At 69.8% G+C, this 25376-nt stretch carries 18 protein-coding genes; 13 read left to right on the forward strand and 5 right to left on the reverse strand.

Annotated elements, in window-relative coordinates; all coding sequences use genetic code 11:
- The first annotated feature begins 9 nt into the window (after window positions 1–9).
- The 10 genes from OXI49_10905 to OXI49_10950 all read left to right on the forward strand — a co-directional run bounded on the left by OXI49_10905 (window position 10) and on the right by OXI49_10950 (window position 16647).
- A complete protein-coding gene (locus OXI49_10905) occupies window positions 10–996 on the forward strand; it encodes an ATP-binding cassette domain-containing protein (GenBank protein ID MDE2691012.1) in 987 nt (328 codons plus the stop codon).
- Window positions 993–4529, forward strand: coding sequence for a hypothetical protein (locus OXI49_10910; GenBank protein ID MDE2691013.1), 3537 nt, complete (start codon window positions 993–995; stop codon window positions 4527–4529). The genes OXI49_10905 and OXI49_10910 overlap by 4 nt, the downstream gene beginning before the upstream one ends.
- On the forward strand, window positions 4526–5611 hold the full coding sequence (locus tag OXI49_10915) for an efflux RND transporter periplasmic adaptor subunit (GenBank protein ID MDE2691014.1): 1086 nt from the start codon (window positions 4526–4528) through the stop codon (window positions 5609–5611). The genes OXI49_10910 and OXI49_10915 overlap by 4 nt, the downstream gene beginning before the upstream one ends.
- Before the next feature lie 28 nt (window positions 5612–5639).
- Window positions 5640–8819 carry an efflux RND transporter permease subunit gene (locus tag OXI49_10920; GenBank protein MDE2691015.1) on the forward strand — a complete coding sequence of 1060 codons (3180 nt, stop codon included), beginning with the start codon at window positions 5640–5642 and terminating at the stop codon, window positions 8817–8819.
- Window positions 8820–8832: 13 nt separating this feature from the next.
- Window positions 8833–13641 carry an efflux RND transporter permease subunit gene (locus OXI49_10925; protein ID MDE2691016.1) on the forward strand — a complete coding sequence of 1603 codons (4809 nt, stop codon included), beginning with the start codon at window positions 8833–8835 and terminating at the stop codon, window positions 13639–13641.
- Window positions 13638–14315 carry a hypothetical protein gene (locus OXI49_10930; protein ID MDE2691017.1) on the forward strand — a complete coding sequence of 226 codons (678 nt, stop codon included), beginning with the start codon at window positions 13638–13640 and terminating at the stop codon, window positions 14313–14315. Before OXI49_10925 ends, OXI49_10930 begins: the two co-directional genes overlap by 4 nt.
- Window positions 14316–14555: 240 nt before the next feature.
- Entirely contained in the window at window positions 14556–14849 is a 294-nt protein-coding gene (locus tag OXI49_10935; protein MDE2691018.1) for a hypothetical protein, read from the forward strand.
- A 124-nt stretch (window positions 14850–14973) separates the two neighbouring features.
- A complete protein-coding gene (locus tag OXI49_10940; protein ID MDE2691019.1) occupies window positions 14974–15666 on the forward strand; it encodes a hypothetical protein in 693 nt (230 codons plus the stop codon).
- A 350-nt stretch (window positions 15667–16016) separates the two neighbouring features.
- Window positions 16017–16265 (forward strand): MraZ N-terminal domain containing protein, encoded by a 249-nt coding sequence (locus OXI49_10945; GenBank protein ID MDE2691020.1) that lies wholly within the window; start codon window positions 16017–16019, stop codon window positions 16263–16265.
- Window positions 16258–16647, forward strand: coding sequence for a type II toxin-antitoxin system VapC family toxin (locus OXI49_10950; protein MDE2691021.1), 390 nt, complete (start codon window positions 16258–16260; stop codon window positions 16645–16647). The genes OXI49_10945 and OXI49_10950 overlap by 8 nt, the downstream gene beginning before the upstream one ends.
- A gap of 49 nt (window positions 16648–16696) precedes the next feature.
- Here OXI49_10950 and OXI49_10955 read toward each other — a convergent pair whose 3' ends face one another.
- Entirely contained in the window at window positions 16697–17773 is a 1077-nt protein-coding gene (locus OXI49_10955; GenBank protein MDE2691022.1) for a hypothetical protein, read from the reverse strand.
- 70 nt (window positions 17774–17843) lie between these two features.
- Complete coding sequence (locus OXI49_10960) at window positions 17844–18341, reverse strand: hypothetical protein (protein ID MDE2691023.1); 498 nt, start codon at window positions 18339–18341, stop codon at window positions 17844–17846.
- Between the two features lie 132 nt (window positions 18342–18473).
- Between OXI49_10960 and OXI49_10965 the strand changes: the two genes are divergently transcribed.
- Genes OXI49_10965 through OXI49_10975 form a run of 3 tightly spaced genes read left to right on the forward strand, consistent with a single transcriptional unit; the run spans window position 18474 to window position 21973 of the window.
- Window positions 18474–19706 carry a TCR/Tet family MFS transporter gene (locus OXI49_10965; protein MDE2691024.1) on the forward strand — a complete coding sequence of 411 codons (1233 nt, stop codon included), beginning with the start codon at window positions 18474–18476 and terminating at the stop codon, window positions 19704–19706.
- A 59-nt stretch (window positions 19707–19765) separates the two neighbouring features.
- A complete protein-coding gene (locus OXI49_10970) occupies window positions 19766–20593 on the forward strand; it encodes a ribonucleotide-diphosphate reductase subunit beta (protein MDE2691025.1) in 828 nt (275 codons plus the stop codon).
- 27 nt (window positions 20594–20620) lie between these two features.
- Complete coding sequence (locus tag OXI49_10975) at window positions 20621–21973, forward strand: ectonucleotide pyrophosphatase/phosphodiesterase (GenBank protein MDE2691026.1); 1353 nt, start codon at window positions 20621–20623, stop codon at window positions 21971–21973.
- A gap of 1 nt (window position 21974) precedes the next feature.
- Here the strand turns inward: OXI49_10975 and OXI49_10980 are convergent, their stop codons facing one another.
- Genes OXI49_10980 through OXI49_10990 form a run of 3 tightly spaced genes read right to left on the reverse strand, consistent with a single transcriptional unit; the run spans window position 21975 to window position 25313 of the window.
- Window positions 21975–24164 (reverse strand): hypothetical protein, encoded by a 2190-nt coding sequence (locus tag OXI49_10980; protein MDE2691027.1) that lies wholly within the window; start codon window positions 24162–24164, stop codon window positions 21975–21977.
- On the reverse strand, window positions 24161–25012 hold the full coding sequence (locus OXI49_10985; protein MDE2691028.1) for a CbbQ/NirQ/NorQ/GpvN family protein: 852 nt from the start codon (window positions 25010–25012) through the stop codon (window positions 24161–24163). The genes OXI49_10980 and OXI49_10985 overlap by 4 nt, the downstream gene beginning before the upstream one ends.
- A gap of 19 nt (window positions 25013–25031) precedes the next feature.
- Window positions 25032–25313 carry a 4a-hydroxytetrahydrobiopterin dehydratase gene (locus tag OXI49_10990; protein ID MDE2691029.1) on the reverse strand — a complete coding sequence of 94 codons (282 nt, stop codon included), beginning with the start codon at window positions 25311–25313 and terminating at the stop codon, window positions 25032–25034.
- Window positions 25314–25376: the final 63 nt, after the last annotated feature.

Consider the following 25376-nt stretch of genomic DNA (forward strand, 5'->3'; position numbering starts at 1 on the left):
GAGAGCATCGTGAGCACGACTGTTGACGTGCAGGGTCTTCGGCATGTCTACAAGGGCGGCACGGTCGCCCTCGACGGGGTTGATCTGACGATCGGAGCCGGGCTGTTCGGCTTGCTGGGGCCCAACGGCGCCGGCAAGAGCACGCTGATGCGGATCGTCTGCACCCTGCTCAAGCCGAGCGCCGGTTCCGTGACGGTCTTCGGGCACGACGCGGTCCAGCAACGCCGCGCCGTCCGCGCCCACCTGGGCTACCTGCCGCAGGAGTTCGGCGCCTGGCGCCTGCACCGGGTGGAAGAGGTACTCGACACCCTGGCCGATCTCTCCGGCCTCGACGATCGCGCCACGCGCCGGGATCGCGTCGACACCGTGCTCGACAATGTCGGCCTCGGCGACGTCGCCCATCGCAAGGTCAAGAAGCTCTCCGGCGGCATGAGGCGCCGCCTGGGCATCGCGCAGGCCCTGATTCACCAGCCCCGCCTGCTCGTGGTCGACGAACCGACCGTTGGCCTGGACCCCGAGGAGCGCATCCGGTTCCGCCAACTGATGGCGACCCTGGGGCGCGAGCGGACGATCATCCTCTCGACCCACATCGTCGCCGACCTGGGAACCGGCTGCAACGACCTCGCCCTTCTCGACGCCGGCAGGATCGTCTTCCGCGGCTCGCCGACACAGTTGCTCGAACGGGCCGCGGGCCAGGTCTTCGAACTCGCCCTGCCACTGTCCGCGCCGCAGCCCGAGGGAGACTTCGAGATCGTCTCGCGTACCGACAGCCTGAACGAGGCCACGTACCGCGCCGTCGCCGCGCCGGGCGGCGTTCCGGACGGCGCCCGGATCGCCGCCTCGCCGACGCTGGAGGAGGGCTACCTCGCCTTCATGGTCGCGCGCGGTCGTGCTGACGCCATCGTGAGCGACGAGCACTTCGGAGACCACGACGAGATCGACCTCGCCGAACTCCCGGCCGCGACGGACGCCACCGGAGAGGAGGCACGACCTTGATCTCGTTTTCCAACGTCTGGTCGCTCGCCCGGGCGGAGATGCGCACGATCCGCCGGCTGTTCCGCTTCTGGCTGTTCGCGGTCATTGCGCTCTTCTTCTGCCTGTTCCAGTACGGCTACTTCTGGGTCATCCACGGCCTGTTCTCCGGTTTCTCGGCCTCAGCCGGCTCCTTCAGCCCCAAGTTCCTGCTCAGCCAGACCGCCCTGTGGCAGACCCTGGTCCTCGGCGTCGGCGTCGTTTTCCTCGCCTTCGACCTGCGCGCCCGCGACCGGCGCGACCGCGTGATCGAAGTACTCGACAGCCGGCCCTACACGAACGCCGAGCTTGTGTTCGGGCGCTTCTTCGGCGCCCTGTTCATGGTCTGGAGCGTGGCGATCGTCGCCATGATCATCATCCAGGGCATCGGACACGCGGGTGTCGCTTTCGGCTGGTGGGTCGGCGAACCGGCGATCTGGGGTTCCGTGTGGGCCTACCTCCTGATCGAGGCGCTGCCCGCCCTGGCCGTCTACGTCGCCTTCGTACAGGTCGTCTCCCTGGTCACCAACAACCGCCTGATTGCCGCCCTGGCGGGCGTCGGTCTGGCCGTGGGAACCACTTACCTGAGTTTCCAGGTTCCCGTCTACGTCCTGCCGTCGCTGGCGCTCGGCGGCGGCTTCGTCAGCAGCATCTCCGACCTGGCGCCCCAGATCTGGACCGGCATCAGCCTGCTGAACCGGGGCAGCTTCGCCCTGCTCGGCGCGGGCCTGCTGGCGACCGCGGTCGCCGTCCATCCGCGTCTCGACGACACGAAGCGGCGAACCTGGGGGATGGCCGGCGGCGCGGGGTTGCTGGCCGGCGCCGCTCTCATCCTCACGACGGTCACGTGGAGCACGAGCCAGCTCGCCGAGCGCGACGCGTGGCGCGCGGCCCATGAGCAACGCCGTGCCGAGGCCGTCGTCGACCTTCAGGCGATCCGCGGCTCCGTGGACGTCGAACGCGGCGGCCGTCTGACCCTGGACCTCGAAGTCCACTTCCTTCCCGGCGATGCCTCGGCCCGCATGTTCAGCCTGAATCCGGGCCTCGAGGTGGACGGCGTCTGGGACGCGAGCGGCGCGGCCCTGGACTTCAGCCACGACAACGGCCTGCTCGACATCGACCCCGTGTCGACGACGCCGCCCGGGCAGGCCACGGGCGTCCGGATACGCGCCGAGGGGCGTCCCGACCTCCGTTTCGCCTACCTCGACGCGGCGGTCGACTCCAACACGATCGAGTGGCAGGACGCCCAGATCGTCATTCTGGGCAACCTGAACGGTTTCACCGAACGCAACTTCGTCGCGCTCCCCGCCTCTCTCGCGTGGCTCCCGCAGCCCGGAGCAGCGGTCGGCGTCGACGATCCCCGGCAGCGCCCCCGCGACTTCTTCGAACTCGACCTCGAGGTCCGAACCCCCTCCGGCTGGACGGTCGCGGGGCCGGGCAAGGCAGAACCGAGCGGCGACGGCCAACGCTTCGCGCCGGCGGGCTCGGTGCCCGAGGTCATGCTCGTCGCCGGCAGATTCGACCGCCGGACAACCGAGATCGAAGGCACGGAGGTCGAACTCCTGTTCCACCCCGGCCATCTGCGGAACGTCGACTTCTTCGCCGACGCCCGGGCGGAGATCGAAGCCGTGGCCGCCGAGCGCTTCGCCGCCGCGCGCGAAATCGGGCTGCCCTACCCCTACCGTCAACTGACGCTGGTCGAAGTGCCCTGGACGCTGCGCGCCTATGGCGGCGGCTGGCGCATGGACACCGAGCGGGCACCGCCCGGCATGCTGCTGCTCAGCGAAAGCGGTCTGCCGACCTCCCGCTTCGAGTTCCGGTTCCGCAACCCGGAACGGTACGAGGACCAGGAGGGCGGACTGGCGCGGGCAAAGACCTACGGGTTGCAGCAGTTCTTCCGCACCGACTTCACCGGCGGCAACGTGGAGGTCGGCGGCGTTCGCAACCTCTTCCTCTACCAGACCGGCGCCCGCGGCCCCGAGGCCCTGGCGCTTGAGGCGCTCTGCCACAATCTCGTGAACCGGCTCATCAACGGCGGCGAGTCGTACTTCTCGGCCCATCTGTTCGACCGGGAGTTCGGCTGGACGATCGCCAGCGTGATGCAGGGAGGGTTCTCCGGTCAGTTCGCGAGCGGCGGCGGCACGATGGCCAGCGGCATCGTCCAGGCCATCACGGACCGCCCCGGCGTCTGGGACGCGGTGCTCGGCAGCTCCCTCACCGATCTGGAAACAGAGGAAGATCCGAAGCGCGCCGTGAACGCCCTCTACCTCAAGACCTCCGCCCTGGCCACCGCGATTCTCGACGGCGCCGGGCGCGAGCGCGCCGCCGCCATGATGGCCAACCTCCTCCGCGACCATCGGGGTTCGACGTTCACCGCGGCCGATCTCGACCGCGCCGCCCAGGAGGCGGGCGTGGATCTGGCCGGCCTGGTGGGCGATTTCCTGCACCAGACCGATCTGCCCGGTTTCATCGTCTCTCCGGCCGAACTCGAACGGCTGCCCGACGACGACCAGGGTGCGCCGCAGTACCAGACGCGCCTGTTCGTCCGCAACGGCGAGGAGGCGCCAGGCCTGTTCCGGCTCCGCTATGCCGTGCGCGCCCCGGGCGGCGCCCGCTGGGATTCGAGCGAACCGGTCCTCATCCCCGGGCATACCAGCGTAGAGTTCGGTCTCGTTACCTCCCGGCCGCCGGGAACGATGCTCGCGTCGCCGTACCTCTCCCTGAACCGGCGAGAGTTCCCAGTCGAACTGCCACGGGTCGACAACGAAACGATCACGGAAGGCGAACCGCTGCGCGGCACCAGGCCGGCCGGCTGGATGCCGGCGTTCCTCGACACCGGTACGGACACGATCGTCGTCGACGACCTGGACCCCGGTTTCTCGGTGGCGACGGACGAGGCCGAAGCCGGGGGCTTCAGACTTCAGGGCGGCCTTGCCGGCTTCTTCGCACCGGCGGTCGAAACCGACCAGGGGCTGCCGGTCTACAACATCTTCGCCGGCATTCCAGCCACCTGGTCGCGATACGAACAGCCGCTGAGCTGGGGACGGTACCGCCGGACCACCGCGCTCGTCCCCAAGGGTGACGGAAGCCGCCGCGTCACCTACACCGCGGAACTGCCCGAAGCCGGACGCTGGCGGGTCGAGCTCCATGTACCGTCCCTGTCGCCCGTCCCAGGCGGCGGCGAGATCCGCCGCGAAGTACGGATCGGAGGCGGAGACGGCGGTCCGTCCCCCGCCGAAGCTCGCGGCGCCCGGGTCAACGTCTCGTTCGGCCTGAACCTGGGCACGTACGATCTGGAGCTGCGCAATGCCGGAAACTCCCATCCCATCGACTTCGACGCCGAAGGGGCCGGCATCGGCTGGGCGGTACTGGGCGACTTCGATCTCGCCCGGGGAACGGTGGAACTCGAACTGAGCGACGACACGACCGGCAACGTCGTGGCCGCCGACGCGGTGCGCTTCGTGCGCCTCGACAACGGCGCCGGGGCCGACGCGGCCGCCGGCGGTGGTGCACCGTGAGCGCCCTTCGACCATCGGGGCTGCGACTGCTCGCCGCGGCCGCGAGCTGTGCCGCGATCCTCGGCTGCCAGGCCGCGGGCACGACGGACACGGTCGATTTCCTGGTTCCGGTGAGCGCCACGGAGGTGGCGACCGGCAACGTCGAGGACCTGATCGTCGCCACCGGCACGCTGCGGACCGCGGAGAGCATCGTGCTGCAGGTGGAGACGCCCGGCCGGTTGCAGATCGGCCGTAACAGGGACGGCAGCCGCCTGGCTGAAGGCGACGCGGTGGTCCCCGACCAGATGATCGCCGAAGTCACCGGCGAGGACGCCCGGCTCGCGGCGCGGGTCGAAGCCACCCACCAGGCCTACCAGGGCGCGCTCGCCGAGCGTGACGCCCGCGCCAGGCTGTTCGAACAGGAACTGATCGCCGCCGAGGAACTGCGCCGGGCGGAAACCGCGCTCGAAGACGCCAAGGCGACCTGGGAGCAGAGCCTGCTGACGGAGGACCGCGCCAGGATGCTGACTCCGATCGGCGGCGTGCTGATGGAGCTGGCCCGCGACACGAGAGGCATGCCGATCGCCGACGGACAGCTCGTTTCACAGGGCTTCCAGGTCGCACGGATCGCTCCCGTCGACTCCCTGGTCGCCGACATCGATCTGGTGGGGCCGGAGCTGGCGCGCGTCCACCCCGGCCAGAAGGGGCGGCTCCGCCACTTCGCCTGGGAAGACATCACCTTCGAGGGCGCCGTCGTCCGCCTCTCCCCCGAAGTCGACCCAACGACCCACACCTTCCGCGCCGAGGTCGCGATCAACAACCCCGGGGGCCTGCTCCGGCCCGGCATGTTCGTCGAGGTCACCCTGGTCGTCGAACAACGCAGCGACGTGCCGGTGATTCCCCGCGAGGCGGTCACCGAGCGCGGCGGCCGGCGGGTGGTCTTCGTCCTCGACGGCCAGCGCGCCGTGCGCCGCGAGGTCATCCTCGGCCTCGGCGACGACGAGATCGCCGAGGTCCGCCAGGGGCTCGAGGTCGGCGAGCGGATCGTCGTCCGCGGGCTCGAAACCCTGACCGACGGCACCCGCGTCCGCGTCTCCGGGTAGCCACCCACTACGAGGTCGGGCAGCCGTGATGACTACCGGTGAAGGCTCCGGCCCGGCGCGACTCGCCGCCCGGCGACCCGTAGCCGTCACGGTCACCGCCCTGGCATGCGCCCTGGTGGGCTGGATGTCATGGCGCGAACTGCCGATCGACCTCCTCCCCGACCTGCGCTCGCCGACGATCGTCGTCGCCGTGCGCTCCGGCGACCGGCCGCCGACGGAGATGGAGCGGCTCTACGGCGAGCAGGTCGAGCAGCGTCTGTTCACGGTGCGCGGCATCCGCGAGGTCCAGCAGGTCGCCCGCACGGGCCGCCTGATCGCGACCGTCCGCTTCGACTGGGAAGCCGACATGGACCTGGCCCTGATCGAGGTCCAGAAAGCGATCAATCCGGTCGCGGCCGACCCGGAGGTCGACGAGGTCCTCGTCCGCCAGCTGGACCCAAGGCAATCGCCGGTCATGACCCTGGGGCTGGCCGCTGAGCCGGACGGTCCCGATCTCGCCGAACTCCGGCGACTGGCCCGCCGGCAGGTCGCACCCGCCATGGAGCAGCTCGCCGATGTCGCCGAAGTGCGGGTGCTGGGCGGGCGTGAACTGGAAGTGCGCGTACGGGTCGACCGCTACCGCATGCAGGCCTTCGGCGTCACCCTGAGTCAACTTGAGCAGCGGCTGGTGGCCGAGAACGTCGACATCGACGCCGGCACCCTGGAGGACCGGGGACAGGTCTTCCTGGTTCGCGGGATCTCGCGCTTCCGCAATCCGCGCGACGTGGAGCGCGTCGTCATCCGATACCGGACCCAGGCGGGCGCCGCGGGCCAGGAGACCCGCCAGCCGATCCGGGTATCCGATGTCGCCGAGGTCGAAGTCGCCGACGCCGAGATCGACCACCTGGTGCGCGTGAACGGCCGGGAGGGCGTCGGCCTGCAGGTGTTCAAGGAGGCCGGCGCGAACACGGTCGAGGTCTCGCGCACCGTCAGGGCCGCGCTCGAGAACCTGGAACTCGACCTGCCGCGAGTCGAGGTGTCGATGGTGAACGACGACGCCGCCCTGGTCGAGGACGCGATGGCGGACCTGCAGAACGCCGCCCTGGTCGGCATCGCGCTCGCGATCGTCGTGCTGGTCCTGTTCCTGCGCTCCTTCGGTCCGACCGTCGTCGTCGCTTCCGCTGTGCCCGTGTCCCTCTTCGTCGCCCTGTTCGCGATGCGCCTCTGGGACCACTCCCTCAACATCATCACGCTGGCCGGGCTGGCCCTCGGCGCCGGCATGCTGGTGGACAACGCGATCGTCGTCGTCGAGAGCATCCACCGGCGCCACCGGCCCGGCGTGCCGGCGGCCGAGAGCGCCGCCCGCGGAACCGGCGAGGTCGCGGGCGCGATCGCCGCCTCGACCCTGACCACCTGCGTCGTCTTCCTGCCCGTCCTCTTCGTGCAGGGGCTGGCCGCGCGGCTGATCGAGGGCATCGCCTTCACCGTCACCGCGTCGCTGGCCGCTTCGCTCGCCGTCGCGTTGATGCTGATTCCGGCCCTGTCGCGCTGGTTCCTGCCGCGCGCGAAACCCGTGAACGCTGCCGGTGAAGGCGAAGCGGCGGCCGAAGCCGCCGACGCAGGTTCGATCGAACCGGACGACGCGGAGGAGCGTCCTCTCGGCTGGGCCTTCGGAGCATTGGAGCGGCTCGTGCTCTTCCTGCTGCGCCTGCGCTGGGTCGTCGTCGGCGCGGCCGTACTCGCCGCCGCGGCCGCGGTGAACGTGCTGCTCGGCCTCGGCAGCGAACTGCTGCCGCCGGCAGACCCGCGGCAGTTCTCGGTGCGCATGGTCGGACCGCCGGGCCAGCGCGTCGAAGCGACGGCGGCCGCCGTGTCCACCCTCGAGGAAGCGGTGCGCCAGGCCGCCGGCGAGCACCTGGAGGCGATTCAGGCGGAAGTGGGCCGGTTGCCCGAGGACGACCGCCTCGTGACGACCGAGCTCACCGAGGAGAACACGGCCCGACTCCTGGTGCGGATGTCGGCCGAGGGTCCCACGGGAAGCCAGATCGTCGGCGCCCTGTCTCCGAACTTCACCGACCTGCCGGGCACGGAGATCGAATGGGAGGTCGGCACCTCCGCGCTGGCCGAGGCGCTGGGTTCGTCGGGCCCGCCGATCGTGGTCGAGATCGCCGGCCAGTCGCTGCCCGACCTGCGCGCCGCGGCGACCAGCCTCCGGGACGCTCTCGCCGCCAGCGAGGAACTCTGGAACGTCCGCTCGTCCTTCGAGGGAGGTCCGCCCGAGCTGCGGATCGAACTCGACCGCGCGATGGCCGACGGTCTGGGCGTCGATCTGGAGACGATCGCCCGCGTGCTCCAGTCGGCTCTCGACGGACGCAGGGTCACGCTGCTCTCGGTCGGCGACGAGGAGCGCCACGTCGTCCTCTCGCTGCCCCAGCCCCGGCCCGAGGAACTCGCCGGGCTGCGCTTCACGAGCAGCGACGGTGCAGACCTCGTCCTCGGCCAGGTCGCCCGTTTCGTGCCCACCGAAGGGGCGCGGGAGGTCTTCCGCCGCGACCAGCGCCGCGTGGCGCAGGTGACCGCCCGGATCACCGATGGCAGCGACTACCCCAAGGCGATCGCCGCCGCGAACGACGCCATCTCGTCCACCGAACTGCCCCCGGGATTGATCGTGCGGCTCGCCGGGGAGGAAGAAGAGCGGGAGCGCGCCACCTCGGAACTGCGCCTGGCCGGTCTGCTGGCGATCGTCCTCGTGCTGATGGTCCTGGCCGGGACGTTCGAGTCCCTGCTGCAACCGCTCACCGTGCTGTTCGCCATCCCGCTCGCCCTGGTCGGCGTCGCCTGCACGCTGGGACCGCTCGGGCGGCCGGTCGGGGTCATGGCCCTGCTCGGCCTGATCGTGCTCGCCGGCGTCGCGGTCAACGACGCCGTCCTGCTGATCGCCGCCGCGCGGCGGCTGATGGTCGCCGGCCTCGAGCGCCGGGCGGCACTGGCCCGCGCCGCCGCGATCCGGCTGCGGCCGATCCTGATGACGACGCTCACCACGGTGCTGGTTCTCGTACCGCTCGCCGCCGGCGCCGGCGAGGCGGCCGAACTGCGGAGCCCGATGGCCTACACGATCATCGGCGGCATCGTGACCTCCACGCTCGGCTCGCTGCTCGTGCTGCCCTGCCTGTACCTCATCCTGGCCGGCCGCGGAGGCGGCAAGCGACGCTCGGAAGCCGCCGCCTGACCGGGAACACGCCGTGAAAGCAGGTCTCGACACGCTCGCCATCCGCCGTCCGGTCGCGGTGACGATGTTCTTCGTCGGCCTCGTCATGCTGGGGGGCTTCGCGTGGCAACGGCTCCCAGTGGAGCTCCTCCCGGCGCTGACCGGCGATTCGCTCTACGTCAGCTTCTTCCGCCCGGGCAGCGAACCGGAGACGGTCGAACGCGAGATCCTGATGCCGCTCGAAGCCAGGGTGCGAACGCTGCCCCGGGTGGCCGAGACCTGGGGCGAGGTCACCGGCTCCTCCGGCAGCTTCACCGTCCGCTTCGAACGGGGCGTCGATCTCAAGGTGCGGGAGCTCGAGATGCGCCGCATCGCCGCGGATCTGGCCCGCACTCAGCCGCGCGACGCCTTCCTTGACGTGCAGTCCGACGACACCAGTGTGTTCTCGAGCTTCGCCATGATCCTGCAGGCGACGGGTACGGACGACGAGGACGCGCTGCACGACCTGGTCGAGGAGATGATCACGCCGCGGCTCGCGGCGGTACCCGGGGTCAGCCAGGCGACTGTGATGGGCGGCTCGGCTCGCCAGTTGACGGTCTGGGTCGACCCGAACCGCTGCGCGGCGCTCGGCGTAACGACGGAGGAGGTGACCGCGGCGGTACGCGGCGCGGCCGGACGCCTTCGCTACCTCGGCAGCCTGGAGGACGAGGCCGGCCGAACGGCGGTCATGCTCGACGGCCGTCCCGCCGGCACCGTGTCGATGGGCGAGGTCCGCGTGGTCCCCGACCGGGCAGTGCTGGTCCGGCACGTCGCCGACGTCGAGATCGGTTCCGGCCGGCGCCAGATGCTGTACCGCGTGAACGGCGAGCCGTCCGTCGGCCTCCTCGTGTTCCAGGAGGAAGGCGCGAACCTGGTCCGCCTCGGCCGCGACCTGCGCCGCCGTATCGAGGAGATCAACGAGGAGTTCACGCCGCTCGGGATTCGCCTGCTCGCCAGCTTCGACGCCGCCGAACTGGTCGAAACGCAGATCGAGCGACTGCGGAACCTCGGCCTGTCGGGTTTCGCGATCGCTCTCCTCGTTCTCTTCCTCTTCCTTCGCCAGTGGCGCGCGGTGGCCGTGGTCGCGGTCGCCGTGCCGGTCAGCCTGGCCGTCGCCCTTTCCTTCCTCTACGTGGCCGGACTGTCGCTCAACCTGTTCACTCTGTTCGGTCTTGCAGTCGGCATCGGACTCATCGTGGACAACAGCGTCGTCGTCTTCGAGTCCGTCCAGCGGCGCCTGGAACGCGGCAGGAATCCCGACGACGCCGCGGCGGGTGGAATTCGCCGTACCGGCCGCGCCATCGTCGCCGCTTCCGTGACGACCGCGATCGTCTTCCTGCCCGCCGTCATCGTCGACTTCGAGTCGTCGCTGGTCCAGAACATGATCGCACTCCTGGCGTTCGCCATCCTGCTGCCCCTGTTCGGCTCCCTGCTGGTGGCGATCGGCCTGGTGCCCCTGCTGGCGCGCCACCTCGCCGCGCCGGCGGCGATCCGCCGGCTGGCCAGGCTGCGCCAGCGTCGCGAGCGCTTCGGCGGCAAGGCGCCGCCGGACCCCACCCGGATCCTGTTCGCGGGCGTGCTCGCGTCCGCGCTGCGCCGGCCGGCGAGCTGGATCACCGGAGTGGTCGCCGCCGTCGTCCTGAGCGTCATCGCCGCCCTGTCCCTCGTCGCTGCCAGCGGTCCGGGCCAGGCGCCGGTCGCCGACCAGGTCCAGCTCTCCGTTCGCCTGCCGGAGGGCCGCGGGAGCCTCGAGTCGGCGGTCCGGGCCTTCGAACGGCTCGAGACGATCCAGGAGGTGGAAGGGGTCGACCGCGTGGAGAGCGTGATCCGGGAAGAAGGGGGATCACTCACCGTCCACCTCGTGGACGAAGAGGAGCGGCCCGAGGATCTGACGGCGGCCTTCGTTCGTCGACTCCTGCGGCCGCCGGCTCGCCGCGCCGGTGTCGAGCTGATGAATCCGGGCGAGGGAGACGGGCCGGGCGGCCGCGGCGGCGGCGGAGGCGGTGGCGCCCAGGAACTCCTCGGCGGCGGCCCTTCCCGCGTCGTGCTCTCCGGCAACGACAACGAACAGTTGACAGACCTCGCAGCCCAGGTCACGGAGCGTCTGCGGGAGATCGAGGGCATCGCGAACGCCTATCCGGCGGTGCGCCCGGGCCCCGATGAACTCCACGTGAGCCCGAACCGCCGCGCCTTCGACACCTTCGGGGTGCTGCTGGACGAAGTGCTGCCGATGCTGAACCTGGCCGGCCGGGAGGGCACGACGATCGCAACCGGCTTTCCGCTGGCCAGCGGACGGGAGCTCCCGATCATCGTGCAACGGCAGGAAAGCCGGCGCGACGAAGCCCAGTTGATGGACGGCAGCCGCTTCGACCGCGACGTGTCGCTCAGCGGCCTGCAGCAACTCCGCGTCTCGACCGGGATCGGCGTGCTGCCGGTCGCCGCCCTGGCCCAGGTGCGGCAGGCGCCTCCCTCGCCGGTCATCACCCACCACAACGGCGTCCGCGAACGCGAGGTTCTGTACACCCTGTCGCAGGACGTGCCGCGGCGGGGTCCGGCCCGCGACGCGTTCGACCGAAACCTGGACGAGGCGATCGCCAGCATTCACCGGCCGGCGGGCACGACGATCGCACTCGACCGCTCCGAGGAGAACACGAACTGGTTCCGGCGCATCGCGGTGCCGGTCGTTCTTCTCGTTTTCCTCGTGCTGGCCGTGACGTTCGAGTCGATGACCCTGCCGATCCTCGTCCTCATCGCGCTTCCGCTCGCCCTGCTCGGTTCCGTGTGGGCGCTGGTCGTGACCGGCATGGGGTTCGAGGCGATGGCTCTCCTGGGCGCACTGGTCCTGCTGGGACTTGCGATCAACCCGGCCGTCCTGCTCGTCGACCGCATGCAGCAGCACACCCTCGGCGCCGGCTGGAGCGCTGGCGCGGCCGCCCTCGCCGCGGTCCGCGAGCGGGCCCGTCCCGTGTTGATGACGTCCGCCACGACGATCGCCGCCCTGGCGCCGCTGTCCATCTCCACCGGCCGCGAGAACGAACTCTGGCCGCCCTTCGCCACGCTCGTGATCGGCGGCCTTCTGACCGCGACAGTGCTGACGTTGCTCGTCATCCCCGTCGGCTTCGTCTTCCTCCGCCGGCTCGACGAACTGTTCAGTCGCGTAGGCCCGTGGGTGGTGCTCACCTGGCTCGGCGCCGTCATCGCGATCACGGCGCCCCTGTTCGCCTTCGGCGTGATCGAATCGTTGTTCTGGCAGGTCACCACGACGGTGCTCATCGCCAGCGCGCTGCTGGGCCTCACCGTCTGGCTGCTGCCGAAACCGGCGACGCCGGAACCGGAAGCGGTCGCCGGTCCGCCCAGGCTCGTCGTTCGCCACCTGCGCAAGACGTACGGTTTTCCTGGACCCGTGCGCCGGGCGCTGCGGGCTTCCACGGAGTTCGCCAGGCGCGTCGCTTCCGCCGGCGGCCAGGCGTTCCATCCGGCCGACGCACGCGACCGGCTCCTGCCCCTGTTGCTGCTGCTGGCCGGCGCGATCACCCTGGCCGTGCGAATCCGTACCGGCCTGGTCATCCTCGGCATCTGGATCGCGATCCTGCTCCTCGGCTCCAGCCTGCTGCGCGAGATCCGGCGGGCCCGCGGCCACGCCGACGCCCTGGGTCGCGTGAAGCCGGGCGGCATCGAGGGCGTGCTGACGGCCCTGCTGCCCTGGGGGATCCTCGCGTGGCTGGTCGGCCCGGAGATGGTCGCCGACCCGGAGATCGCCGGCTTCGTCGCCCTGGCCATCGTCTCCACCATCATCCTGCTGATCCAGCTCGGACGCCGCACGGCGCGCGTGGAGACGATGCGCCGCGAACGGAAGACAGCCCGGCGTCGGCGAGCCCGGGGCCTGCGCGGCCAGATCCTCCGTCTCTGGCGCGCAGCGGCAACCAAGCTCTTCGGCCTCGACCTGCCGATCGACACCGTGAAGGCCCTGGCCGCGGTGAGCTTCGAGGTCGAACGGGGCATGGTCGGCGTGCTCGGCCCGAACGGCGCCGGCAAGACGACCCTGCTGCGGCAGTTGACCGGCATCCTGGACTCGACCCGGGGCCGCATCACGCTGGGCGGGGTACCGCTGCTCAGCGTCCGCAAGCGCCTCGCCCGCTACGTCGGCTACCTGCCCCAGGACGCCGGCCTGCCCCCTCGTCTGACCGCCCGCCAGTACCTCGAGTACTACGCCGCCCTCTACCAGATCGACGCTTCCGAGCGGGCCGACCGCATCTCGACCCTGCTGCGGGAGGTCGGTCTCGACGAGCGGGCCGACGAGCAGATCGGCGGCTACTCGGGCGGCATGCGGCAACGCGTCGCGGTGGCGCGCACCCTGCTTCGGCTGCCTCCGATCATCGTCGTCGACGAGCCCACGGTCGGCCTCGATCCCCGGGAGCGGGTCCGCTTCCGCAACCTGCTCTCCCGCTTGGCCAAGGACCGGATCGTCCTTTTCTCCACCCACGTCGTCGAGGACGTCGCCGTGGCGTGCGAACGGGTCCTCGTGCTGACGCGCGGCCGCATGGTCTTCGACGGCCATCCGGCGGCGTTGTCGCGGGAAGCGGAGGGCCGGGTGTGGTCGTGGAGGACGGCGGACGACGGCGAGGCGCCGGAGCTGCCGGAAGGCGCGGTGCTGGCTGACCAGAAGCCGGAAGCCGACGGCACCAGCAGCCTGCGCGTGCTCGCCGCGGACCGTCCCGACGAACGGGCCGAGCCGGTCGAGCCGACCCTCGAGGACGGCTACCTGTGGCTCGCCCGGTCGGTGCGTCAAGAGGCGCCGGCATGATCACCGTGCTGCGGACTTCCGCGGTTCTGCTCGCCGGACGCAGGTACTGGCTGCTGCCGTTCCTGCCCCTGGTGTGGGTGGGGATACAGGCCGTCATGCTGGTGGCCGGGATGCGGCCCAGCGTGGAGCCCGTGGCCGCGCAGAACGGCCTGATCGGCGTGCCGGTGGCGGTCCTCGCCATCTTCCTGGGCGGGCGCACGATCACCGGCGAGCTTGACCAGCACAGCCTGGAGATCGCCTACACCGTGCCCGGAGGCGCCCACCGCGTCTGGCTCGGCAAGCTCGCCGCCGCGATCCTGATGCTGCTCACCAGCCTGGTGCTCCTGGCCGCCGTCACCTATGCCTTCTTCACCGACTTCCCGGTCCTGTCGAGCCTGTACGGCGCCACCCAGGGAGTCGTCTTCTATCTCGCCGCTGCGATGGGCTTCGGAACGCTGTTCCGCAGCGAGGTCGCCGGGTCCCTGGCCACCGTCGGCCTCCTCGGCCTGAACAGCCTGCTCAGTGCCCTCCGCATCTCACCGTTCTGGAATCCGCTCACCGTGGAAGAAGCCGACGCGGCGCAGATGCTCGCGCTGAACGTCCAGAACCGCGTCGGCGTCGCGCTCGCGATCGCGGCCATCGTCGCACTCACCTTCAGCCGCGCGGAACGTCGCGAAAAGATGCTCGGCGGCTGAGCTCGCCGACGGCCGCATCCACGAATCGGCTGTCCGTCTTGCGCCCTCGCGCGACAGGAGGACCCGACCGCGTCCTTCCGAGAAAGGCGGCCGAGACGAAGACAGCCGCGCCGTTTCCGTCTCGGTCAATAGGCGGGAGGAGAGCCGCTCCTCTTCCGCGGCGCCTTCCCGCCCGCAAGTCCGCAGCCCCCGAAATGGGATCGGCTGCAACGTGAATCTATGGAACGAAAGGAATCAATCATGCTGAAGAAGGTCCTTCCCCTCGCAGTGGCGGCGCTGGCGCTGAGTGCCGGCGGCGCCTTCGCGGAACCGCCGATGGCGTTCACCGAGGCAAACGTGCCTGGCGTCGACGACAGTCGACTTGAACCGCTCACGGACACCGAGATGGTCTCGGTGACTGGACGAGGGGCCTGCACTCAGGCAGTCAAGGGCGCAGGTATTCTCGTGTACCGAGTCGCGACGGTGCTTGGTGACCCGTTCGGTCAAGGCATCGGCCTCGGCCTCTTCGGCGCCGCCGGTGCGATCTGCTCGTAGCCAACGCCGCTACTGGCGCTACCCTGCGGCTTCCAGTCGGCGGCGCCAGTGACGCGCTCTTTCCCTGAGAGCGCGTGGAGCTGCCCCTTGGGCGCCGCCCCGTGACAGGTGGGGCGGCCATAGCTTGATCACCGTCCTCCGGCACTCCGCCGTGCTGATCGGGGGTCGACGCTACTGGCTGCTCCTCCTGTCTCCGCTGCTCTGGCTCGCCGGTCAGGCCCTCCTGCTGATCGCAGGCCGATTGCCGACCTTCGAACCTGCCTCTGCACAGAACACGCTGATCGGCGTACCGGTAGCGATTCTCGGAGCCTTCCTCGGCGGCCGGATCATCGCCGGCGAACTGGATCAGCGCACGCTGGAGATCGCCTACACGGTACCGGGCGGCGCACATCGCGTCTGGCTCGGAAAACTCGCCGCCGCGCTCCTCATGCTGCTTGTCAGCCTGAGCCTGACGGCGGCGTTCACGTTCACGTTCTTCACTGGCTTTCCCGTCGTCCAGACCCTCTACGGCGCCGCGCAGGCGGCCACCTTCTACGTGGTGGCCGCAATGGGCCTCGGCAACCTCTTCCGCAGCGAGACTGCCGGCGCCGTGGGAACTACGGCGGTACTCGGTCTGGAGGGCTTCCTCGTCAGCCGACTCGGGGCTGCACCGCTCGTCTCGCCCTTCTGGAATCCGCTGTACGTCGAGGAAGCCGACGCCGATCGGCTGCTCGCGATGGCCGTCCAGAACCGCATCGGCATCGCCCTCGCCATCGCCGCCATCGTCGCCTTGACCTTCGCCCGCGCCGAGCGTCGCGAGAAGATGCTCAGCGGCTGAAACCGCTGACGGCCGTTCTCCGCCAACGGCTATGGCCGATCGCTGAAGCGGGCACCATTCAGCAGATGGTAGTCGTGCGAGCCCTCTACGGAGCCCAGGCCGGGGTTCTTCTGCAAGAGGTCCCACGGAGTCTCGCCCGCGGCGTTCCGCGCCACCGGATCCGCGTCGGCCTCCAGCAAGAGCCCGACCACACCCGATTCCACAGGCTCTTCGAAATCCCAGGACGCCCAGGAGTGCAGGGGCGTGTCCTGGTCCGTTGTCAGCTGCCTGCCATGGAGCTCTCACCATGGTAGAGTGCGTCCTCCATGGCGCACGATACGCACAAGACCGTTGAGTCGGCTTCCACCGTCGTGGACGCATCCGGCCGGCTTGTGGTGCCGGCGGCGTTCCGTGCGGCGCTCGGTTTCCAGCCACGGCAGGAGGTCGTCCTGACGCTCGAGGGCGCCTCGATCAAGATCACCACGACGGAGGCAGCCCTGGACGCCGCCGTGGCGCAGATCCAGGCCTTGGCCAGGAAGTACGGCGGCGGCAAGGGCGGCAATGTGGACGCCTTCATCGCGGAGCGCCGGGCCGAGGCTCGGAAGGAGTTCGGTGGCTAGCTCTTTGCTCGACGCATCGGCGCTGCTGGCGCTGATTCAGAACGAGCCAGGGGCGGAAGTGGTGTTCAGCGCCCTGTCGGACGGCGCGGCGATGTCCGCCGTCAATGTCGAAGAGGTTGCCGCTCGGCTCGCCCATATGGGATGGTCGGAGCCCGCCGTGGCCTACTCTCTCGCCACGCTCGGAGTCGACATCCTGCCCTTCGAGTCGGACATGGCGCTCCACAGCGGAGCGCTTCGGCCCGCAACAGCTTTGGCGGGCCTTGGACTCGGTGACCGCGCGTGTCTCGCCACCGCAGCCGCCCACGGTCTTCCCGCGCTCACGGCTGACCGGGCCTGGCTGAAGCTGGAGTTGCCTGGGGTCGAGATTCGCGCTATTCGCTGAAGCTGGGCCTGATGCCGTCGTCTAGCCTGGTGAGGCCCACAACCCCGCACTAGAAGTCGCAGGCCAGTCCGGGGTAGCGGAACACGACGCCCGGATCGAGCTGCTTCGGCTTGTTGGCCGCCTCTTCGGCGCGGGCGCCGGCGAGCATTCCCTCCATCCCGTAGTTGCCCTCGTGACAGGCGTACTCGTAGATCGCGTCCTCGGTGCGCTTGAGGGGAATCGACGCCGTCCAGGGCTTCGTCCAGGTCCCCGGATCGTTCACGGTGACCTCCCATTCCAGGGTCTCCGGGTCCGTGAGGGTGAACCGCTCGGTGATCGTGAGCTGCTCGGAGGAGCCCATGAAGTCGTTCTTCTCGGAGTAGTTCGAGGTTTCGACGACCAGCGTGTCGCCGTCCCAGTGGCCGCGGGAGTCGCCGTTCCAGAGACGCACGTCGTCGGCGAGAACGGACTCGTCGCCCAACCGGATGACGCGGGCGTCGTGGATCATCTCCTGGTGGATCACCACGTTGTCGGGCGTCTGAAAGATCTGGTGGTAGCCGTTGTAGCCGGGGAAGATGAAGGGGGCGCCGTAGCTGATGCAGCGCTCGGGAATCGGCCGGTCGAGCCAGGAGTCGGCCGGATGCTCCATCAGGTGCTTCACCCGCTTGCAGAGACGCTTCTTCGCCGGTTCGGTGAAGGGCGGGATCAGACCGTCCGGCGGATCGACGACAAGCGATGTGCGCTTCGTGAAGTACCGGTCGGCGATCCAGAACTGGTTGTAGTTGCCGGTCGTCGGGTCGTATGAGGTCGCCTTGGTGCGCTCGATCGCCGCCAGGACGAGCTGGTCGCCGAACAGGGCGTCAGCGCCCGGGTTGGTCGCCTCGGCGACAGCCGCCATCAGCTCCTGGAACTCCTCGTCCGTCAGGCGCTCCTTGCCGGCCCAGGCGGCGGGGCGCTGCAACGGGGTGCCGTTGTTGTTGGCCCAGACGCCCTGGAGGTCGGGATGGCCGTAGGCGGTGCGGGGGATCTTCCAGTCCGCGTCCTTCGCGTTGTTGTTCGCTGCCGGAACCGCGCCGGCGGCCAGCCCGAGCAACAGCGCCAGCGCGCCAATCGTCGCCACGGCTCTCAACCGTTCGTTCTTCCTCATCCGACTACCCTCCCAAGACGGGTGAACATCGCGTCCTTCGATCATAGCCGCCGCTTCACGGCGACCCGCGTCACGTCCAGCCCCAGGCCTTCGCTTCTTCGTCCCACAGCGCCAGGCACTCGGTCGCCAGACCGGCGTCGAGAACCCAGTGAGGCATGTCGGTCATGGGCCGCCCTGTGGGCCCCTGCCAGACGCTGATCGCACGACCGTTCGCGGTCCAGGCAGACAGTACGTGACCCAGCACCTGCGCCCCCTCGCCTGGCCCCGTCTCCACCTCGAGCGAGTCGATCCGCACCCGCCACTCGACGTTCTCGCCGGAACCGTCAGGGCGAACGAAACGAAGCTCGTCGCTAACGACTTCGAAGTCCGCCACCAGGTCGATCGACTCGATCTGTTCGATGAAGGACGCGCGCAGCGTGTCCACGTCCGGCTGAGGTTCCGACGGACCGCAGGCCGCGATCGCTCCGACCAGGGCCAGGGGCAACAGAACGTCGCCGAAAAGCCGGCCGCCAGCGCGAGGACGGGCTGCGGATCGACCTGACTGCCGTGTTTCGACGATGTGGAGCATGGCGTCAACTCTAACGCCTGACCCACGTACTACTCTCGCGACGCTCCAGTACCTCGCCGGGATTCCGGGCCCGGGGACGGCGATTTCGCGCTCTCTTCCGCGGCAACCCCACCGGCGGAGCCGGTCCACACCATGACCACGTCTCATCCCAACGAGCAGCCCCGCCGTCAGGCCGGCGTCGGCTTCATCTTCGCCGTGATCCTGCTCGACATGCTGGGCGTCGGCCTGATCATCCCCGTCTTCCCCGAACTCGTCGAGCAGTTCCGGGGCGGCGACACGTCTTCCGCCGCCGTCGCCGTGGGCGCGATCGCCGCCTGCTACGCGGTGGCGCAGTTCCTGTGCGCCCCGATCCTCGGCGCGCTTTCCGATCGCTTCGGCCGCCGCCGCATCCTCCTGCTTTCCATGTTCGGCCTGGGCATGGACTACCTTGTCATGGGCTTCGCGCCATCGCTCGGCTGGCTCTTCGTCGGCCGGATCGTCGCCGGCGTGATGGGGGCCAGCATCACGACGGCGAACGCCTACATCGCCGACATCTCGACGCCGGAAACCCGGGCCCGGAACTACGGGCTGGTCAACGTCGCCTTCGGCGTCGGTTTCATCCTCGGACCGGTCTTCGGCGGCCTGCTCGGCGGCATCGACCTGCGGCTGCCCTTCTTCGTAGCGGCCGGCCTGTGCCTCCTGAACTCGCTCTACGGCTTCCTCGTGCTGCCGGAGTCGCTGGCGCCGGAGAACCGGAGCGCCTCTTCACTCCGCAAGGCGAATCCCGTGTCGAGCATCGTGCACCTCCGGACCTACCCCCTGGTCGCCAGTCTGGCCGTCGCCTTCCTGCTGCTGGCGCTCGCGCAACGCGGCCTGGAGACGTCCTGGGTCCTCTACACCAGCCACCGCTATGGCTGGAACGAGTTCCAGAACGGTCTCGCGCTGGCGGCCGTCGGCGTTGCGGCGGCCCTGGTCCAGGGATTCCTGGTGCGACCCGCGGTCACCTGGCTGGGCGAGCGCCGGGCGGTGCTGGTCGGCTTTGGCATCGGGACGCTGGCCTTCGCCGGCTACGGCCTCGCGCCGAACGGCCTGGTCCTCGTGACGGTGATCTTCGCGGGATCGCTGGGCGGCATCGCCGGCCCAGCGGTCCAGGCGATCATCGCGGGCACGGTGGCGCCCACCGAGCAGGGGAAGATCCAGGGGGCGCTCACGTCGCTGATGAGCCTGTCGGCGATCGCGGCGCCGCTCGTCTTCACCAGCGGCGTGTTCAGCTACTTCACCTCCGACGCCGCCCCGTTCGAGCTTCCCGGCGCTCCCCTCCTGGGCGGATCGCTCCTGATGGCCGTGGCCATGCTGCTGCTGGTCCGAGCGTTCCGGCGACACTGACGCCTCAGGCACCCGCGAACCAGCCGCCGCGGGTAGAATCGACCCCAAGGAGGTCCACGATGCCGTTCGACAACTCGTCGCTCCCGATACGACTCTTCACCGCTTCCCACGAGCGTGCCTGGAACCCCGCCGACATCGACTTCTCGCAGGAGCGCTCCGACTGGCTGTCGTTCTCGGACGACGAGCGGAACCTGCTGATCCGCCTCGTCTCCGGTTTCCGGGTCGGCGAGCGCGGCGTGACCCACGAACTCGCGCCGCTTCAGTTCCGCTTCCGTCAGGATGGCCGGCTGGAAGACGAGATGTACGTCACCGCGCAGATGTACGAGGAGGCCCGCCACGTCCAGTTCTTCGAGACCTGGTTGATCGAGGCGCTGCCGGGCCGGTTCGGGGTCGACATCCCCTACCCCAACCTGCACGGCGACATGTTCTCGACGCGGCTGCCGGCGACGATGCGCGCGCTGTTCGAGGACGACAGCCCCGAGGCGTTGCTGAACGCCATCATGCTGTACCACTTCTACGTCGAGGGCGTGGGCGCGGAAGCCAGCTATCCGATCTACTACAAGATCTTCGAGCGCACGGGCAAGTTGCCCGCGCTCAACCGCGGGATTCGCCTGATTCAGCGCGACGAGGCCCGCCACATCGGTTTCGGCGTGTACATCCTGCAGCGCCTGCTCGCCGATCATCCGCACCTGGTCGATCAGTTCGAGGCGCAGGTCGAGGCGATGCGGCCGTTTGCGGAGGACGGTCCCAACCAGACGTTCGCCGGCTTCGAGCGCGGTCAGGCCCCGTTCGACCTCGACTACGACGAGTATCGACAGCTCTACCTCGACAAGCTGGAAGAGATGCGACAGAGCATCTACGACGGCCGGCTCGCGGCTGCGGTCTAGGAGCTTACGTTCCGGGGAGGCGACATCGTGAAAGCAGCGAGACTGCTCACCCCAGTCGTGGCACTGGTGCTGACCGCGGCGCCTCTCGTCGCGCAGCCACGAGCCGATCACGTCGTGCTCGTCTCGGTCGACGGCCTGCGGCCGGACTTCTACCTCCCCGGTTCGTCCTGGCCAGCGCCGAACATGCAGCAAATGGCGCGTGACGGAGCCCTTGCCGAGGGCGTGCGCGGAGTGTTCCCCACGGTCACCTATCCGTCGCACACGACGATCGTCACCGGCGCGCTGCCGGCACGTCACGGCGTCTACTACAACCGGCCGTTCGAACCGGAGGGACAGACCGGCGAGTGGTACTGGTTCGAGTCCTCGATTCAGGTCGACACGCTCTGGGACGCGGTGCGCGCCGCGGGCAAGCAGACCGCCGCGATCTCGTGGCCTGTCACCGTCGGCGCTCCGATCGACCGCTTCGTGCCCGAGACGTACTCGCTCGACCCGAACAGCGACCGGCTGGCCCCAATGCGTGACGGCACGACTCCCGGCCTGTGGCAGGAACTCGAGCGGGAGACCACGGGCCGTCTCAGCCTGCGCAACTACGGCTCCGCCCACATCACCCGCGACGACACGACGGGCGCCATGGCCGCGTACGTCCTGGAGACCCACCGGCCGGCTCTGATCGCGCTCCACCTGATCACGACCGATTCCGCCCAGCACGCCCATGGCCGCGAGTCGGATCGCGCCCGGCGCGCTGTCGCGGCCGCCGACCGCGCGATCGGCGCCGTCCGCGACGCCGCGGCAAGGGCCGGCATCCTCGACCGTACCGCCTTCGTCATCGTCGGCGACCACGGCTTCGTCGACCTCCACACCCAGATCATGCCCAACGTCTGGCTGGCCGAAGCCGGGCTGCACGGTACCGAGCCCGGTCGCGGCGAGTGGCGGGCCACCTTCCACCCGACGGGTGGTGCGGCTTTCATGCACCTGCGCGACGAGGCCGACGCCGAAGCTCTGAGCGCGGTACGGGGGATCCTGGTTGAACTGCCCGAGACGGTGCGCCGCCTGTTCCGCGTCGTCGAACGCGACGCACTCGATCAGGCCGGCGCCGCCCCCGAGGCCCGCCTCGCCCTCGCCGGAAACCTCGGCGTCAGCTTCGGGTCAGACGCCTCCGGAGACGCCATCCGCCCCACCGACGGCGGAGCGCACGGCCACTTCCCCACGGACTTCCCGGAGATCCTCACCGGCTTCGTCGGCTGGGGCGCCGGCTTCGAAGCCGGCCGCACCGTCCACCGGATGGAGCTGACCGACATCGCCGACCTCATCGCCATGCTGCTCGACGTCGAGTTCGAGAGCCCGGACGGAGCGCCACCGCTGGGCGTGCTCTCCCGCTGATTTACGCCGTCAGCCCGCGATACACCTTCGGCAACTGGCTCGGCAGGGCGGCGATCTCGTCGATGACGAGGTAACGGCGTTCGGGGCACATCTCGCGCAGGTAGTCGTGGCCGGCGGGGTCGACGGTGATGCAGAACGTGGAGACGCCCTGGCGTTCCGTCTCCCGGAGGGCGACCATCGTGTCGCGGATGCCGTACACGCGGGAGGCGCGGTCGCTGCCGTAGTCGAAGTCCTGAGGGTAGCCGTCCGAGAGGATGAGCAGCACCTTGACCTTCGCCTCGCGCTCGGCGAGCTTGGCGGCCGCGTGCCGGATGGCAGGCCCCATTCGGGTGCTGCGCTTCGGTTCCATCGCCGCGATCCGGTCCTCGGCCTCTCGGTCGAGGCCATCGTCGAACTCCTTGGCGACGAAGAACTCGACCTCCTTGCGGCCGAAACCGGAGAAACCGTAGATCGCGTAGTCGTCGCCCAGGGTCTCGAGCGCGTCGGCCATCAGGACCAGGGACTCCTTCTCGATGTCGATCACCCGGCGGCCCGGCGGCAGGGGCTGAGGGTTGTCGGGCCAGTCGAAGTCGTCGAACACGCCGACGTACTCGGGTTCCGGCGTCTTGCCCGCGGGCGCCTCGGGCTCCTCCACGGGCGCCTCCGCGTCGGTCGAAGCGCTCATGTCGAGCAGGAAGGCGGCCGCCACGTCCCGGTGCTGGCGGCGGCGGCTCATGTACACGGCGCCGTCCGGCGGCCGGCCGGCGCGGCGGTCGACGTGGGTTTCGACCACCCGGTCGAGGTCGAGCTCCTCGCCCTCGATCAGGCGCCGCATCCGCCGGAACTCCTCCGGCTTGAGCAGCTCGAACTGCTTCCTGACCCGTCGCAACAGGTCGGCGTGGACGCGCCGCGTCGCGTCGACGAACCGGTCCGGTGGAGCCGCACCGCCGTTCGCGGCCGTTCCGGGAGGTTCGATCGCCTTCTCGCGCAAGTGGCACCAGCGCCGGCGGTAGCCGGCCAGTTCGTGGTCCCACTCGTCGTAGTAGTAGACCTGCTCCCGGTCGAGCCCGGCCTCGGCCAGCTCCCGCTCCAGTCGCTTCGACAGCTCCTCGAGGCGGGCCGCCAACTCCTCGGGATCGAGTTCGATCAACTCGGCATGGTCGTCGCCCCCTTCGGCCTCGATCGCACCCGTGACGTCGAGGTCGGTGAGCGGCAGACCGGCCGTGCCCGAGAGGTCGCCGTCCTGCAGGCTGAGCACGCCCAGTTCGTCGACCTGCAACTGCTCCATCAGGCCGGCGGCGAAGGGACCCGGTTCCACGTCGTCTCGCAGTTCGACTTCGGATGCGAGTTCCTGCCACTCCCGGCGCAGCTCGACGCGCTCCGGTGCGGGGTCGCCGTGATGTGCGAGGGCCGGCGCGTCGAGGGTTTGGGCTTCTCCCTCGGCGTCCGAACCGGCGCTGCCATCCCGCGGTCGGCCGTCGTCGCCGGCGAGAACGGGCTCGGACGAGGAGGGAGACGAGCGCAGGGCGGCGAGCGCGGGATAAAGCGCTTTGACGGTGCGCAGGGTGTGATCGACGGTGGCGCCAGGGTTCAGCAGCACCGCAGCTCCTTCGAATCGCGAGGAATCGGATCTACTCCCGCTCGCCAGCAGTTGGGACCGCTGCTCCAGCAGGAGTTCGCACGCCAGGTCGAACAGGGCCGCTTTCCGCGGTTGCCGGCGCCCCGCCGGCCGCGACTCAGGACTCAACGACGAATCGAGTGCATCGTCGATCAGCCGCAGCAGATCGCGGCGCACTCCCCGGAAGGCGCGCGCGAGAGCCGCGTCGATGCGCGCACCCTCGAGCCGTGCGAACAGCGCCCGGGCAAGGGCCGGCTCGTCGAAACCGGCGAAGAAGTCGGCGAACCGGACCGGACCGCGGCGATACGTCCCAAACAGCACGCCGCCCAACTGGTGCAGTACCGCCATCCGGTAGACCATGAAGTTCCCGTGACTGTCCGATAACCGGTCGATCCGCTCCGGCAGATAGAAGGCCGCGCCATCCGTCGTCGGCCGGCCCGCGGCCGCCGCACCTTCCAGTTCGAGATGCCCCACGCGCGACCTGTCTCCACCTTCGAGATCGGCGAGCGGCCGGACCTCGGCCGGGCGCGCCAACATCGCCTCGACGTAGATCTCGAGGACGCGGGCGACGTCGTCGAGGGCGACCGCGGTCAAGGCAGCAGCGTCGAGGCCACCTCGGTCACCGCGCGTTGCACCTCGTCGTCGTCGGTGATCGCCCGGCAAATCGCGGCGACGCAGGCTTCGCGCACGCCGATGCCGCCGGCGATCAACTGCGCCGTGTAGATGAGCAGGCGGGTGCTGACGCCCTCGTCGAAGCCGCGGTGGTGCAGGTTGCGGATGCGCTTGCCGAGTTCGGCCAGGTCGCGGCCGAGCGCCACGTCGATGTTCGCCTCGTGAGCGATGATCTCGGCTTCGATCTCCGGCGGCGGATAGTCGAACTCGAGCGCCACGAAGCGCTGGCGCGTGCTCGGTTTCAGGTCCTTGGCCACGCTCTGGTAGCCCGGGTTGTACGACAGGACGAGCAGGAAGTCCGGATGCGCCGGCAGGATCTCGCCGCGCTTCTCGATCGGCAGGATGCGGCGGTGGTCCGTCAGCGCGTGAATCAGGACCGTCGTGTCCTTGCGCGCCTCGACGATCTCGTCCAGGTAGCAGATCGATCCGTCACGCACGGCACGGGTCAGCGGACCGTCCATCCACACGGTGTCGTCGCCCTCGAGGAGGTAGCGGCCGACGAGGTCGGTCGCGGTCAGATCCTCGTGGCAGGCGACGGTGACGAGCGGTGTCTCGATGCCCGCGCGCGTGCCTGCGCCGCCTCCACGGTAGAGGCGGTGCGTCATGTGCTCCAGGAACCGGGTCTTGCCGCAGCCCGTCGGCCCCTTGAGTAGCACCGGCATGCGCGCCCGGTGGGCGGCGAGGAAGAGGTCCACCTCGTTGCCGACCGGCTGATAGTAGGGCGCCTCGGGAACAGACCGCGGCGGCGCCGCCTGTAAGGGCTGAGTCATGGGCTGGTCCTTGCTCGAATCAGCAATGGTCGATCGCCCGTGCGAGTGCGAAGTCCTTCTCCGTCACGCCGCCAGCCGAGTGAGTGCTGAGCGTGAGTCGGACCCGGTTGTATCGGATGTCGATATCCGGATGGTGGTCGGCCGCCTCGGCGAGTTCCGCCACGAAGTCGACGAAGCGCACCGCCGCCGGGAAGGTCGGAAACTGGTACTCCCTCGAAATGGACGGGGCTTCCAAATCAGCTTCCCAGCCCTTCAACTCCTCGCACGCGCTCCGAATCTCGTCCGCCGTCATCGCCGCCATTGCCCAGTACCTCCGCCGCGCGACCCTAGCAGCCGCCGGCCGGAAGGCCGGCCCACCGGCACT

The sequence above is a fragment of the Acidobacteriota bacterium genome (genome assembly GCA_028875725.1).
Taxonomy (GTDB): Bacteria; Acidobacteriota; Thermoanaerobaculia; order Multivoradales; family Multivoraceae; genus Multivorans.